Origin of the sequence: Gilliamella apicola, from assembly GCF_003202655.1 — a bacterium.
In the GTDB taxonomy this organism is placed as follows: domain Bacteria; phylum Pseudomonadota; class Gammaproteobacteria; order Enterobacterales; family Orbaceae; genus Gilliamella; species Gilliamella apicola_R.
The window spans coordinates 116,736-131,399 of record NZ_QGLR01000015.1; the positions used below are offsets into that span (position 1 = coordinate 116,736).

Here is a 14,664-nt window from a genome sequence, read left to right on the forward strand (position 1 = left end):
AACATTCATTATTAAGTTGGTAAATGAATAACTTAACATGATTTAAGTATACAATTAGCAACAAAGTATGAGGTTTATTTTTATGTTTTCTTGGTGGACAAAAATCTATTTTTCACTAATTCAGATCCCTGTTAAGCTTTTTGTTAAAAGTAAACCCATTCCAACTGATCCTATTACTGAATTGGAGCTCGATATCCATCGGCCAATTTTGTATGTGCTACCTTATAACTCTCAAATTGACTTAATGGTAGTGAGATCACTTTGCCTTAAATATGATTTACCCGATCCGTTATTAGGCATTGAGATCAATGGTAAAACTGTACCGGCTTATATTTATATCGATAAAGGACCGGGTATTTTTGCTTCAAATAAGCAAAAAAGTAAAACAATTGAAATTTTAAGAGAATATATTTCAGCTCACCAACAAAATGATGAACTGGATATCCAAATGTTGCCAGTATCTGTGATGTTTGGGCGGAAACCGGATAAGGAAGGCAAAAAAATCCCTTCACTACAAGTGTTAGGGGCTACCTATAAACTGTATAAAATCTTAATTTCTGGTCGTGACTGTTATACTCGGTTTTCGCGAACAGTATCTTTTAAAAATATTAAAGTTAATGATAAACAAGATATTTCTGTTCTAGCGCATAAACTTTCGCGGGTAGCACGCATTCATTTTGCCAAACAACGAACTGCTTCTGTTGGGCCAACATTGCCGGTTCGACAACAAATGCTCAATAAATTATTAACGAATCCAGCGCTTGCTGAAGCAATAAAAGAAGAAGCTAAAAGTAAAAACATTGGGCTAGATAAAGCCAAAAAGAGTGCTTTATCCCTGTTGAATGAAATTGCTGCTAATTTTTCTTACCGTATGTTGAGAGTGACTGATTTTGTTCTCACTTGGGCTTGGAATAGGCTTTACCAAGGTTTAAAAGTTACCAATGCTGACCCAGTCCGAGAGCTAGCAGAAAATGGTCACGAAATAGTTTACGCGCCATGTCATCGCAGTCATATGGACTATTTATTGTTATCTTATGTACTTTATCGACAAGGATTGGTGCCACCACATATTGCAGCCGGTATCAATTTAAATTTCTGGCCTGCCGGTCCTATCTTTAGACGCTTAGGGGCATTTTTTATCCGTCGTTCATTTAAGGGTAACAAACTTTATACTGCGGTCTTTAGAGAGTATCTAGCAGAATTATTTATTCGCGGTTATGCCGTCGAATATTTCATTGAAGGTGGGCGTTCACGTACCGGAAGACTACTCGATCCTAAAACTGGAATGTTGATGATGACAGTCCAAACTTTATTACGAGGTGACAATCGCCCAATCACAATTGTTCCTGTCTATATTGGTTACGAACATGTTTTAGAAGTTGCCACTTATGCTAATGAGCTTCGCGGTGCTAAAAAAGAAAAAGAGAGTCTATGGAGTACCATTAAAGCCTTCTTAAAATTAAAAAAATTAGGCTTTGGCTACGTTAACTTTGGTAATCCAATACCTTTAAATCAATTTCTAAATCAGCAAATACCTGAGTGGCGAGATGCGATTGATCCAAGCGGAATGCAGCGTCCTAGTTGGTTAACGCCAACAACTAATCTACTTGCCAAACAAATAATGGAGCATATCAACTCTTCAGCGGCAATTAATGCCATGAATTTATGTTGTTCAATATTGTTAGCTGCTGACCAATGTACATTAACCAAAGTAAAATTATTAGAAAATATTGATTATCTCTTAAAATTATTAAAAAACATTCCTTATTCTGATTTGATTACCATTCCTGATCAAACTGCTGAACAGATGTTTGAGCATGCCAAAGAGATGGGTAAATTTGTAATTACCACCGATGAAGTGGGTGAAATGGTGGGATTAACTACCGAACAAGCGGTATTGATGACCTATTATCGCAATAATATTCAACATTTACTGATTATACCGGCAATTGTGGCTAGAATTTTACTTAAGCATAATCGCATTTCAGCTGACGAAGTACTTAGACAAGTAAAATTACTCTTTCCTTTAATAAAATCCGAACTATTTTTATATCATAATGAAGAGCAATTAACTGAATATGTGAATAAAATTATTGAAACATACGCTGAATTGAATCTAATCAGTTATGCGCCGGATAAATTAACGTTGAATTACTTGAAAATGTCAGGATTACAGTTGTTAGCATCATCATCCCGAGATACATTGCAACGCTATGTCATCGCATTTTCATTGTTACAAAAAGATCCAACCATTAGTCGTGCAACATTAGAAAAAGAAGGGCGTTTAATTGCAGAGCGGTTATCAATATTACATGGTATAAATGCCCCTGAATTTTTTGATAAAGGTGTTTTTTCAACCTTAGTTGCTTCACTTCGTGAACAAGGTTATTTAGATGATAAAGACGATGCCAATTTAGCAAAAATTGACACTATGAATAAAATACTTAAACCATTAATCACTAACCGAGTAATGCAGACAATTGACGAAATTAATCCATCATAATTAAGTTATCTAGGGCTTACCTGATTATTTTGGGTAAGCCTTATAAACTTAATCATTAAATAAAACATCAACTTTTCTATCTCTATCACTATTTTTTAAATAATTTTTTCTTTAATATTCATAATTAAGTAATTAAATAAACAGTGCAACTATTTTTTTGACATATGTCAACCTTTTCAATATTTATCCCTTTATTTCCATCCAATTAAATATTATCATTACAATTAATAAGGATGTTAATGATATCCCCACAAAAAACTAAATTATAAAATGTAATGTCAGCTTTTTAAGGAGTTCATATGCTATTTAACCGAAGACAGTTCTTTAAGATCTGCGCTGGTGGCATGGCAGGAACAACAGTTGCTACCCTCGGACTTGCGCCGAGTATAGCACTTGCAGAAACTCGCCAATATAAATTATTAAAATCAAAAGAAACGCGAAATAATTGTACCTATTGTTCCGTTGGATGTGGAATGCTCCTTTATAGCCGAGGAGATGGTGCTAAAAATGCCGAATCGTCTATTTTTCATATTGAAGGCGACCCGGATCATCCCGTTAGTCGTGGCTCACTTTGTCCAAAAGGTGCCGGTGTGCTCGACTATATTAAAAGTGAACAACGGGTTAAATATCCTGAATATCGTGCTCCTGGTTCTGACAAATGGCAACGGATTAGTTGGGATGAAGCAATTGATCGTATTGCACGATTAATGAAAGCTGACCGCGATAAAAATTTCCAAGAGAAGAATGCACAAGGTACAACTGTTAATCGCTGGACAACAACTGGCTGGTTGGTTACCTCAGCAGCGAGTAATGAAACGGGTTGGTTAGCCTTTAAAGTTGCTCGTTCATTAGGGATGTTAAGCCTCGAAACCCAAGCTAGGGTTTGTCATGGTCCTTCTGTTTCTAGCTTAGCGGCGACATTTGGTCGAGGCGCGATGACCAATAATTGGAATGATATCAAAAATGCTAATGTGGTTATCGTTATGGGAGGGAATGCAGCAGAAGCCCATCCTGTTGGATTTAAATGGGCTATTGAAGCCAAAATTACTAACGGCGCAGAACTGATTGCGATTGATCCACGTTTTCATCGAACTGCCTCCGTCGCTGATCATTATGTACCAATTCGTGCTGGTTCTGACATTGCTTTTTTACTTGGTATTATTAACTACCTTATCTCACATAACGAAGTAAACTTTGAATATCTGGTTACCCACTCTAATGCTAGTTTAATTGTCCGTGATGATTTTAACTTTGATACAAATAGTGGTTTATTTAGTGGTTATGATGCTGCTAACCGCCAATACGATCAAACCAGTTGGGCATATCAAAAAGATGAAAATGGTTATGCATTAAGAGATAAAACCCTAAGTCATCCACGTTGTGTATGGAATTTATTAAAACAACATGTAAGTCGCTATACGCCAGAAATGGTAAATAAAGTTACCGGTAGTCCAATAGAAGGTTTTTTACATGTTTGCCGTTCACTTGCTAGTACCAAAACTAACGATCGTGCAGCAACTTTCTTATATGCCTTAGGTTGGACTCAACATACTTATGGTTCGCAAATTATTCGTACCGCGGCAATGATTCAATTGATTCTTGGTAATATTGGTGTCATGGGTGGCGGTATAAATGCGCTGCGTGGTCACTCCAATATTCAAGGTTTAACCGATGTTGGTTTACTCTCTAATCGATTACCCGCTTATCTCGATCTACCAAAAGATTCTCAAACCTCGCTCGAACAATATTTGTCCGAAAAAACGCCAAAACCACTTGGTCCAAATGAGGTCAATTTTTGGGGTAATTACCCGAAATTCTTTGTTAGCTTTATGAAAGCAATGTACGGAGAGAATGCCACTCAAGATAACAATTGGGGATTTGATTGGTTACCAAAATGGGATAAAACCTATGATGTTTTAAGATTCAGCAAAATGATGCGTGATGGTCAAGCTAATGGCTTTATTTGCCAAGGTTTCAACCCATTAGCAGCACTACCTGATAAAAATAGTATTCGTGATGGATTATCTAAGCTTAAATTTTTAGTTAGTATTGATCCAATGCCAACCGAAACCGCTGAGTTTTGGAAAAACCATGGTGAATCCAATGATGTTGATCCAAGCAAAATTCAAACCGAGGTATTTAGGCTTCCTGCTAACTGCTTTGCAGAAGAAAACGGCACAATTGTTAACTCATCACGTTTATTACAATGGCACTGGGCAGCAGCCAGACCACCTTACGAATCACTTTATGATCCAGAGATTATTGCCCGCATTTACCTAAGAATTAAAGAGCTTTATAAAGAAGAAGGTGGTGCTTACCACGAACCAATTAACAATTTAAGCTGGGATTACCTAGATCCAGAAGGCCCATCGGCTGAAGAACTCGCTAAAGAGTGTAATGGTCGAGCATTAGCTGACTTAACGGATAACAGTGGCAATGTCATCCTGAAAAAAGGTCAACTATTAAGCGGTTTTTCACAATTAAAAGCTGACGGCTCTACCTCATCAGGGATCTGGATATTCTGTGGCTCTTGGACTGAGCAAGGTAATCTAATGGCTCGCCGCGATCCTAGTGATCCATCCGGTAAAGGTATCCATGCTGGCTGGGCATGGGCATGGCCAATGAATCGACGAGTGTTGTATAACCGAGCCTCGGCCGACGAAAATGGTAAACCATGGGATCCAAATCGAGTGTTAATCAAATGGAATGGTACAAATTGGGATGGTAATGATGTCGCTGACTTTACCGGTACATTATCACCAAGCTCTGGTGCCGGTGCATTTATCATGAATAATGACGGTTTAGGTGGATTATTCTGCTTAAATCGTTTGGTTGATGGTCCATTCCCTGAACATTATGAGCCATTTGAAACACCAATTTCCAATAATCCTATGCATCCTAAACAAGTTAATAGCCCAGTTGCTCGAGCATTTAAAGAGGATTTAGCTCGCTTAGGTAAAGCAGATGAGTTTCCTTATGTTGGCACCACATACAGTATTACTGAACACTTCCACTTCTGGACGCAACATGCAAGATTAGCATCCATCACACAACCGGAACAATTTATTGAACTGAGTGAAAATCTTGCTAATAAAAAAGGCATAAAACTAGGCGATACGGTTAAAGTTACCTCATATCGAGGTTACATCAAAGCCAAAGCAGTTGTGACAAAACGTTTACCAACTTTGACAGTTGATGGTAAAGAGATCGAAACCATCGGAATTCCAATTGTTTGGGGATTCACGGGGCAAACTAAAAAAGGCTTTTTGGTTAATGAATTAACACCACATTTAGGTGATGCTAATTCACAAACACCAGAATATAAGTCGTTTTTAGTTAACATCGAAAAAGTTACCACAGCGGCATAAGGAGGGAGATAAATTATGTCATTACAAACTCAAGATATTATTCGCCGCTCAGCAACTAACGCTTTAACCCCTGCACCTCGGGTTCGAGATTATCAGCAAGAAGTAGCTAAATTAATTGACGTTACCACCTGTATCGGTTGTAAAGCATGTCAGGTAGCTTGTAGCGAATGGAATGACCTACGAGCAGAAGTGGGCAATACCGTCGGCGTTTATGATAATCCAGCCGACTTACAACCAAAAGCGTGGACCGTTATGCGCTATTCAGAAGTGGAGATCAATGGCAAATTTGAATGGCTTATACGTAAAGACGGTTGTATGCACTGCGCCGATCCCGGTTGTTTAAAAGCGTGTCCATCAGAAGGAGCAATTATCCAATATGCAAATGGTATTGTTGATTTTCAATCGGAACACTGCATAGGGTGCGGTTATTGTGTTGCTGGTTGTCCATTTAATATTCCGCGTGTCAGCAAAGAAGATAATCATTCATATAAATGCACATTATGTGTTGATCGTGTCGCAGTTGGCCAAGAACCTGCTTGTGTAAAAACCTGCCCAACTGGTGCAATTCATTTTGGCACCAAACAAGATATGATTCGCCATGCGGAGCATCGAATCGTTGATCTGAAAAAACGTGGATTTGAGCATGCAGGTCTTTATAACCCCGAAGGTGTTGGCGGTACTCATGTTATGTATGTATTACATCATGCCGATCAACCAGAACTTTACCATGGCTTACCCAAAGATCCTCAAATTAGTGAAATCGTTAAGTTCTGGAAAGGCGCTTGGAAACCATTGTCGGCGGCTACTTTTGTTGCCACTTTTGGTGGATTACTGTTCCACTATATGGGAGTAGGTGCAGTTGAAGTCGACGAAGAGGATATTGAACACGAGAAAGAAGCGGATAAACAAGCAAGAACACGTTTAGGACTACCGATTTTTGGCCGAAAAAATAGCCCTAATTCATCACAATCGGAGGCTCGTCATGAATAAGAAAGGAATGATATTAAGAACATCACTTATTGTACGCTTCTGTCACTGGTGTATGGTATGCCTGTTTATTTTAACTGCACTATCTGGTTTAGCGCTGTTTTTTCCATCCATTAAACTATTTGGATTATTCCTTGGCACTCCACAATTGCTAAGGGCCCTACATCCTATCATTGGTTGTGTGGTCTTCTTTTTACTCATGTTTATGTTTATCAAACTCGCTCATCACAATATTCCAAATAAAAATGACCTTTTATGGATTAAAAATTTTAAAAACGTCATTATGGGAAAAGAAGAAGGCATTCCAATTGGTAAATATAATGTTGGTCAGAAATTTTTATTCTGGTGCATTATGAGTTTAATCTTTGTACTATTTGTTACAGGCTTGATAATGTGGCGCCGCTATGTGTCTGATTACTTTCCAATCCAAGTAGTCCGTATTGCGATATTTTTCCATTCATTTGCAGCTATTTGCCTTATTTTACTGGCTATTGGCCATGCTTATATGGCAATTTGGGTTAAAGGCTCAATAAAAGGCATGATAACGGGTTATGTATCACGCGCATGGGCGTTTAAAAACCACTCCTCTTGGTATGAAGAAGAAATGGCAAAAGTCTATCAGCAAGAACTCAAGGAAAATAGAGAGATCACCGTTGAGCAAGTGTCGCCTACTGAACAAAAAACGGCTTTATAAAAAATAGATCTATCCGCTGATTCTTAATCAGCGGAATCCTCTTATTTATTAATAATGGATAAAATAACAGAACTGGTTATCAATAATGAGCATTAAAATCATCCCACAAGAAGAACTAGAACAACAACAAACCTCGGTGATTAGACAGATACCTTTAATCTTTTATCCTTCACCTCAAACCCTTTATATTCGTCGTGCTGAACGTTTAAAAACCTTAGCGCAAAACAGCGCGATAAGTGATTATTTAAATTTTTGCGCGAATATAGCTGAGCAACAAGCTAAGCTAAGCAAAAAATCGATTGATGTTACTCCATCTGTTAATCGTGATTTTCCACCATTAAGTTTGCCAAATTTACCTTTAAATACGCACTGGCAAGAGTATTTATCAGCGTTATTAGATGCATTTGCAAACACCACCCAACAAATTCAATCGGTCATTAAGCAATTAAAATTAAACGATGCTAATCAGCTACAAGATAAGGCACTTAACTTGCTTAATGGTAAATTTACATTGGTTGACGGTAATGAATCGCTATTTATTTGGTCAGCCTTATCGGTTTACTATTGCCAACTGGCTAAGCAAATTAAAGGAAAAGCCATCGCCGATAACAGTGACCAAAGCTGGTTATGTCCAGTATGTAATAGTTTACCTGTTGCCAGTGTTATTCAGCTAGGCGGTAACAACGGATTAAGATATCTCCATTGTAGCTTATGTGAAAGTGAATGGTATGTGCCACGAATAAAGTGTACTTGTTGTGATAATATGCAAGATATCCAATATTTCTCTTTAGATAAAGAGTTAGCTGCAATTAAAAACGAATGTTGTGATGCTTGCCATAGTTATTTGAAAATTTTAGATCAAGATAAAGATCCTCACATCGAAGTCATCGCTGATGATATCGCCTCATTAATATTAGATATCAAAACCGAAGAAGAAGGATACGCTAAAAGTGGCGTAAACCCCTTTATCTTTGCCCAGTAGCAAAATAATGGAATTAAAAAAAATATTACTTAACATTTTCAGATATTAAGACTAGAATGATATCACTGTACTAGTTTATGAGTTCTTTATGATGAAACGCTCTCTAATTTTAATAATGATGTTAGTAATGACACCATTTCTCTGTTTGGCTGATTCGATGAAAAATGTTGCGATAACCGCAATTGTTGAACATCCTTCATTAGACCAAATCCGTGATGGGGTAAAAGATGAATTAACCGCCAGTGGCTTTAAATTAAACGAAGATTTAAATGTCCAATATCGAAGTGCTCAAGGTAGTAGCGCAACCGCCGCACAAATCGCCAGACAGTTTGTTGCCGCCAAACCAGATGTCATCGTTGCGATTGCCACCCCAAGTGCTCAAGCAACAGTTGCCGCTACAAAGCAAATCCCGGTGGTATTTGCAGGAATCACTGATCCAGTAGCCGCAAAATTAATCAAAAATTGGCAGCCCTCTCATACTAATGTGACTGGCGTTTCCGATTATCAAGAAATAGGCCCGCAAATTGAATTTATGAAGAAAGTTGTGCCTAATGTAAAATCTGTCGGTTATATCTATAGTCCCAGTGAGATTAACTCTACCATCGTGTTAAAAAATCTACAAAATGAACTTAACCTGCAAAATATTTCATTGGTGGCGGTACCAGCCCAACGTACGGCGGATATCTCAACCGCAGCCAATACATTGAAAGGAAAAGTTGATCTTATTTACACCACCACAGACAACAATGTCGTTTCGGCATATGAATCATTAGTTAAATTTGCCAATGAAAATAAAATTCCACTTTTAGCGTCGTTTCCTGATGCTATTGAACGTGGAGCTGTTGCGGCTTATGGTATGAGCTATTATGATGTTGGTCGTCAATCTGGCAAGCTAGTAGTGCGAGTTTTAAATGGTGAAGAGCCAGGTAATATTAAACCAGAAATTGGACAAGCATTGCGTCTCGTCGTCAATACCGATGCAGCTAAAAAGCAAGGAATTGTTTTATCACCAGAGGTGATTAAGTCTGCCTATAAAGTTGTTGGTCAACCATAAAATCCTATCTTCAAATAAATGCAATCCTTTACGCTTTTTAATGGGTAAAGGATGTGCAAGCCCTTATTTTCCTCAAGCAAAAATATTTTTAATTTATCATTGGTAAAACGACATTATTAATAAGAGTTTTCAATAAAATGTAATATAATATTTACACTTATACTTTCTTTTAAATATAGAAAATTATCTGTTTTTGCTTTATAGTGAATAAAAATTTAGATTGGTTGTAAAATAAATATTACAGGAGTACCAAATGCGAAATTCAATCATCAAACTTTTCATGTTACTTAGTTTGTCAGCAGTAACATTTTATTCATCAGCAGATGATAAATCTGAGCAAAAATATGTCGCAATCACCTCTATTGTAGAGCATCCTGCACTCGACAATGTTCGCAAAGGTGTTGAAGATGAATTAAAAGACAATGGCTATATTGCAGGTCAAAACTTAAAATTGCAATTTGCTAGTGCCCAAGGTAGTAGTGCTAATGCAGCGCAAATCGCTAAGCAATTTGTTGCCAATAAACCTGATGTTATCGTTGGAATTGCCACACCAAGTACCCAAGCTTTAGTGGCGACAACCAAATCAATTCCTATCGTGTTTACCGCAGTTACCGATCCGGTTGCGGCTAAATTGACACCAAGTTGGGATGCGTCTAAAACCAATGTAACTGGTGTGTCAGATGCATTATCATTAGAACCACAAATCGATATGATGTTAAAAATTAAACCTGATGCCAAAAATATTGGTTACGTTTATAGTCCGAGCGAAGTAAATTCAACAATTGTCCTTAAAGAATTACAAATTGCACTTGAAAAACGTGGCATGAAAATTATTGCTGCTCCAGCTCAACGCACATCAGATATCTCAACCGCTGCAATAAGTTTGAAAGGAAAAGTTGATTTGATCTACACAACCACCGATAATAACGTGGTTTCAGCTTATGAAGCGTTAGCAAAAGTTGCCAATGAAAACAAAATTCCTCTTGTTGCATCAAATCCAGAGTCAGCCGAACGAGGTGCTATTGCAGCTTTGGGAATGAGTTATTATGATCTTGGTCATCAAGCTGGTAAAATTGTTATTCGAATTCTTAACGGTGAAAAACCAGGTGATATTCCACCACAAATAGGTAATATCACACAATTAATAATTAATAAAAAAGCTGCTGAGCGTCAAGGTATCACTCTATCTGAAGAGGTATTAAAATCAGCGGCAAAAATTATTGAAAAATAATTTATTAAACCGTTTTTTAATAACTAAACCGCCAATTTTGGCGGTTACTTTTTAGTGGATTTTTTCATGTCATTTGAATTTTTATTAGGCTCAGTTGGAATAGGACTTATTTACGCATTAGTTAGCTTAGGTGTGTTTATATCATTTCGGTTACTCGATTTCCCCGATCTCACTGCTGATGCGAGTTTCCCGCTTGGTGGAGCAATATGCGGCTTATGTATGTATGTTGGTATTGACCCATGGATTGCAACCTTTTTAGGTATGTTCGCCGGATGTATTGCTGGTGCAATGACAGGGCTACTATATGTTAAACTTAACATATTACAACTACTATCAAGTATTATCGTGATGATAGGTCTCTATTCAATTAATCTAAGAATTTTAGGTTTAGGCCCTTATCTTATGGATGAAACCCCGAGAATGGCTGGTTCGCCGAATCTATCTTTACTCGATGCCAGAACGATTTTCTCTCCATTTATTAATGAAGATTATAGTAATCAATACTTAGTGCAACCACTTATGGTTTTAGCTTTTGTTGTAGTATTTTGGTTACTGTTAAATCTATTTTTAAATACGCAAATCGGATTAGCACTAAGAGCAACGGGTACTAATCAACGCATGGCAAAATCCCAAGGAATTCCCACTGGTGCTATCACTATTTTAGGCATGGCTATCTCAAATGGCTTAATCGCACTTGGCGGTTCTTTATTTGTGCAAACACAAGGTGGAGCCGACATTACTATCGGTGTAGGTACTATCGTTATCGGTCTGGCGTCAATCATTATTGGTGAAAGTATATTTCCAACCAAACGCATCTGGGCGGTGATGATGGCTGTTATTTTCGGCGCAATCTTATATCGTTTATTTATCGCCTTTGCGCTTAGCAATGAATATTTACAAGAGATCGGTGTGGGTACAGAAGATCTAAATCTTATTACCGCAATATTGGTGGTTTTAGCTTTAGTCTTACCAAAACAACTGAAAAAATACTCAAAAAGAAGAGGGAAGTAAGCATGATTAAAGTTGGACAATTACAATTGACGTTTAACCGAGGAACGCCAATTGAAAATCATGTATTACGAGGTTTAAATCTCTATATCAAAAAAGGTGAGTTTGTTACTATAATCGGTAGTAACGGTGCAGGCAAGAGCTCGTTACTTAATGTTATTAGTGGTGACCTGATTGCCGATTCGGGTCATGTGATTATCAACAATAAAAATGTAACACGTTGGCCTGCATGGAAAAGAGCCGGTATGGTTGCTCGAGTATTCCAAGATCCTATGGTAGGAACCTGTGAAAACCTGACCATTGAGGAAAACTTAGCGATTGCTTACAATCGAGGGAATAATTTTACTTTACGACCCGCTTTAAATCGCAAACTGCGTGTTCTATTTAAAGAAAAACTCGCAACCCTAAATTTAGGCTTGGAAAATAGGCTAGCAGATATGATGGGCTTACTATCAGGTGGACAAAGACAGGCAGTAAGCCTTTTAATGTCAACGTTACAACCATCAAAGATCTTATTGCTCGATGAACACACCGCAGCTCTCGATCCCAAAACAGCGCAATTCGTTTTGGATTTAACTAATGAAATTGTGTTAAAAAATAAGTTAACCACTATGATGGTTACCCATTCAATGAAACAAGCATTAGAGTATGGTACACGAACAGTGATGCTTCACCAAGGGCAAGTGGTACTTGATGTATCCGGAGAACAGCGAGATAAATTAACCGTTACCGATCTCTTAGAGATGTTTGAAAAAACGCGTGGTGAAAAAGTTACAGACGATGCCTTACTTTTAGGTTAGTCTTTAAATTAGAAAGCAATATTTATTAGAAGAATATTGCTTTCTTATCCTATATTAATACCTATAATTTTTCTTTTAATTGTCGGCGGACATTCATTAAGGCAAAACCTAGCAAATTTTTACCTTTCCACATTAATGGATTCTCAATATTAGCATCATCTTCAGCTAATCCTATTCCCCATATTTTATCGACAGGACTTGCTTCTACCAATATTCTTTCTTTAGTTGATAAGATAAAATCAGTTAACTTAGGATTCTGAGAAAACTTGGCAAAATTACCTCTTATAACTATATTTGAACAGTGTTCATCCCAAATATGCGGTATAAAGCCGTTCACTTGACGTCCTAACGACTTTGCTAGTCCAGGAGAACTAGCTGCAAGTATTTTTGATAAAATTTGCTCATCACCAAATAATCGTGCTTTCTCAGCCATCATATAATGTTCAGCCGTTGCATAGTAAATATTATCAATCTCAAAAGAACTAGGATACCATTGGCTAAAACAACATTTTGTTATGATAGAAGAAGGTTGCTTTTGGGTATGTCCCCAAAAGTATAAATATTTGAATCGTTTACCGCTTCTATATTGATTACGTAATTCCAATAAATCCATATAAATTCCTTATCATCACTAATAAATATGTTATAGGTATTTTCTACGAATACCAATATAGTTTTAGTAAAAAACAGATTTTAGTTTTCAATAGAAAAAACTGCATACCTTTAATATATAATATATTTAAAATAATTAGGCCTACCAGAAATATTTAAGGCTATGTATGATGTGTAAGAGAAAGATAACCTTGATTGTTATGATTAAGGCTTTGTATAAAATTATGTAACTTTATTAATAAACTAGTATTCTTTATTCCAAAATACAAAAAACTCAGCACTCCTGATGAGATCTTTCTTACAACTATATTTCTAAACAAAGATATACTAATAAAAATATCGCAATCGCTATTTATTTTATCACTCTCGCAAAGTCGGCTATTCATAATTCATCAAATATTGAATTACCACTCTACTCGTCAATTCAAAAATGTGTGAATGCTATACAACTAAACTATACAACTAATAGATTGCAATTCTCGGTGCTCTACATAGTGAAAAGATCGAATTAATAGATCTGAATAATAGATTGGTTATGAATATTTCTGAACAAAGATATACTAATAAAAATATCGCAATCGCTATTTATTTTATCACTCTCACAAAGTCCACTATTAATAGTTCATCAAATATTGAATTACCACTCTACTCGTCAATTCAAAAATGTGTGAATGCTATACGACTAAGCTATACAACTGATAGATTGCAATTCTCGGTGCTCTATATAGCGAAAAGATCGAATTAATAGATCTGAATAATAGATTGGTTATGAATATTTCTAAACAAAGATGTGCTAATAAAAATATCGTAATCGCTATTTATTTTATCACTCTCGCAAAGTCGGCTATTAATAGTTGATCAAATATTGAATTACCACTCCACTCGTCAATTCGAAAATGTGCCAATGCTATACAACTAAGCTATACAACTAATAGATTGCAATTCTCGTTGCTTTATATAGCGAAAAGATTGAATTAATAGATCTGAATAATAGATTGTTTATGAATATTTCTGAACAAAGATATACTAATAAAAATATCGTAATCGCTATTTATTTTATCACTCTCGCAAAGTCGGCTATTAATAGTTCATCAAATATTGAATTACCACTCTACTCGTCAATTCAAAAATGTGTGAATGCTATACGACTAAGCTATACAACTGATAGATTGCAATTCTCGGTGCTCTACATAGTGAAAAGATCGAATTAATAGATCTGAATAATAGATTGTTTATAAATATGTTTTTATTAATCTTAGAATGCAAAAAAGCCCAGCATTGCTGCTGGGCTCGTGTATTTAAAAGTCTGGCGGCACCCTACTCTCACATGGGTAATACCCACACTACCATCGGCACTACGGCGTTTCACTTCTGAGTTCGGCATGGGGTCAGGTGGGACCACCGCGCTATTACCGCCAGACATAT

The 14,664-nt window shown here is 36.7% G+C and carries 10 protein-coding genes and 1 rRNA gene; 9 read left to right on the forward strand and 2 right to left on the reverse strand.

The features are described 5' to 3' along the window. Positions 1-67 precede the first annotated feature (67 nt). The 9 genes from plsB to DKK70_RS14290 all read left to right on the forward strand — a co-directional run bounded on the left by plsB (position 68) and on the right by DKK70_RS14290 (position 12,627). A complete protein-coding gene (gene plsB, locus DKK70_RS14250; protein ID WP_219999822.1) occupies positions 68-2,503 on the forward strand; it encodes a glycerol-3-phosphate 1-O-acyltransferase PlsB in 2,436 nt (811 codons plus the stop codon). Positions 2,504-2,802: 299 nt separating this feature from the next. Next, a complete protein-coding gene (gene fdnG, locus DKK70_RS14255; RefSeq protein ID WP_110434597.1) occupies positions 2,803-5,871 on the forward strand; it encodes a formate dehydrogenase-N subunit alpha in 3,069 nt (1,022 codons plus the stop codon). A gap of 15 nt (positions 5,872-5,886) precedes the next feature. Beyond that, positions 5,887-6,861, forward strand: a complete 975-nt coding sequence (fdxH, locus tag DKK70_RS14260; RefSeq protein WP_110434598.1) for a formate dehydrogenase subunit beta — start codon at positions 5,887-5,889, stop codon at positions 6,859-6,861. Further along, positions 6,854-7,552: a formate dehydrogenase subunit gamma gene (locus tag DKK70_RS14265; RefSeq protein ID WP_110434599.1), complete on the forward strand. Its 699-nt coding sequence runs from the start codon at positions 6,854-6,856 to the stop codon at positions 7,550-7,552. Before fdxH ends, DKK70_RS14265 begins: the two co-directional genes overlap by 8 nt. An 85-nt stretch (positions 7,553-7,637) precedes the next feature. After that, entirely contained in the window at positions 7,638-8,534 is an 897-nt protein-coding gene (fdhE, locus tag DKK70_RS14270; protein ID WP_110434600.1) for a formate dehydrogenase accessory protein FdhE, read from the forward strand. 88 nt (positions 8,535-8,622) lie between these two features. Then, entirely contained in the window at positions 8,623-9,588 is a 966-nt protein-coding gene (locus tag DKK70_RS14275; protein ID WP_219999823.1) for an ABC transporter substrate-binding protein, read from the forward strand. Between the two features lie 235 nt (positions 9,589-9,823). Beyond that, a complete protein-coding gene (locus tag DKK70_RS14280; RefSeq protein ID WP_375334999.1) occupies positions 9,824-10,819 on the forward strand; it encodes an ABC transporter substrate-binding protein in 996 nt (331 codons plus the stop codon). A gap of 66 nt (positions 10,820-10,885) precedes the next feature. Then, entirely contained in the window at positions 10,886-11,830 is a 945-nt protein-coding gene (locus DKK70_RS14285; protein WP_110424361.1) for an ABC transporter permease, read from the forward strand. Positions 11,831-11,832: 2 nt separating this feature from the next. Next, a complete protein-coding gene (locus tag DKK70_RS14290) occupies positions 11,833-12,627 on the forward strand; it encodes an ABC transporter ATP-binding protein (protein WP_110434601.1) in 795 nt (264 codons plus the stop codon). A gap of 61 nt (positions 12,628-12,688) precedes the next feature. On the opposite strand, the gene DKK70_RS14295 is transcribed toward DKK70_RS14290, so the two are convergent. Both DKK70_RS14295 and rrf read right to left on the reverse strand, forming a co-directional pair. Continuing rightward, positions 12,689-13,240: an NADAR family protein gene (locus DKK70_RS14295; protein ID WP_110434602.1), complete on the reverse strand. Its 552-nt coding sequence runs from the start codon at positions 13,238-13,240 to the stop codon at positions 12,689-12,691. Between the two features lie 1,303 nt (positions 13,241-14,543). Then, positions 14,544-14,659, reverse strand: a 5S ribosomal RNA gene (gene rrf, locus DKK70_RS14300). Positions 14,660-14,664 lie beyond the last annotated feature (5 nt).

Bases quoted from the DNA above. Each gene is read 5' to 3' on its own strand.
- plsB (WP_219999822.1), top strand. From the start codon at position 68: ATGAGGTTTATTTTTATGTTTTCTTGGTGGACAAAAATCTATTTTTCA.
- fdnG (WP_110434597.1), top strand. From the start codon at position 2,803: ATGCTATTTAACCGAAGACAGTTCTTTAAGATCTGCGCTGGTGGCATG.
- fdxH (WP_110434598.1), top strand. From the start codon at position 5,887: ATGTCATTACAAACTCAAGATATTATTCGCCGCTCAGCAACTAACGCT.
- DKK70_RS14265 (WP_110434599.1), top strand. From the start codon at position 6,854: ATGAATAAGAAAGGAATGATATTAAGAACATCACTTATTGTACGCTTC.
- fdhE (WP_110434600.1), top strand. From the start codon at position 7,638: ATGAGCATTAAAATCATCCCACAAGAAGAACTAGAACAACAACAAACC.
- DKK70_RS14275 (WP_219999823.1), top strand. From the start codon at position 8,623: ATGATGAAACGCTCTCTAATTTTAATAATGATGTTAGTAATGACACCA.
- DKK70_RS14285 (WP_110424361.1), top strand. From the start codon at position 10,886: ATGTCATTTGAATTTTTATTAGGCTCAGTTGGAATAGGACTTATTTAC.
- DKK70_RS14290 (WP_110434601.1), top strand. From the start codon at position 11,833: ATGATTAAAGTTGGACAATTACAATTGACGTTTAACCGAGGAACGCCA.
- DKK70_RS14295 (WP_110434602.1), bottom strand. From the start codon at position 13,240: ATGGATTTATTGGAATTACGTAATCAATATAGAAGCGGTAAACGATTC.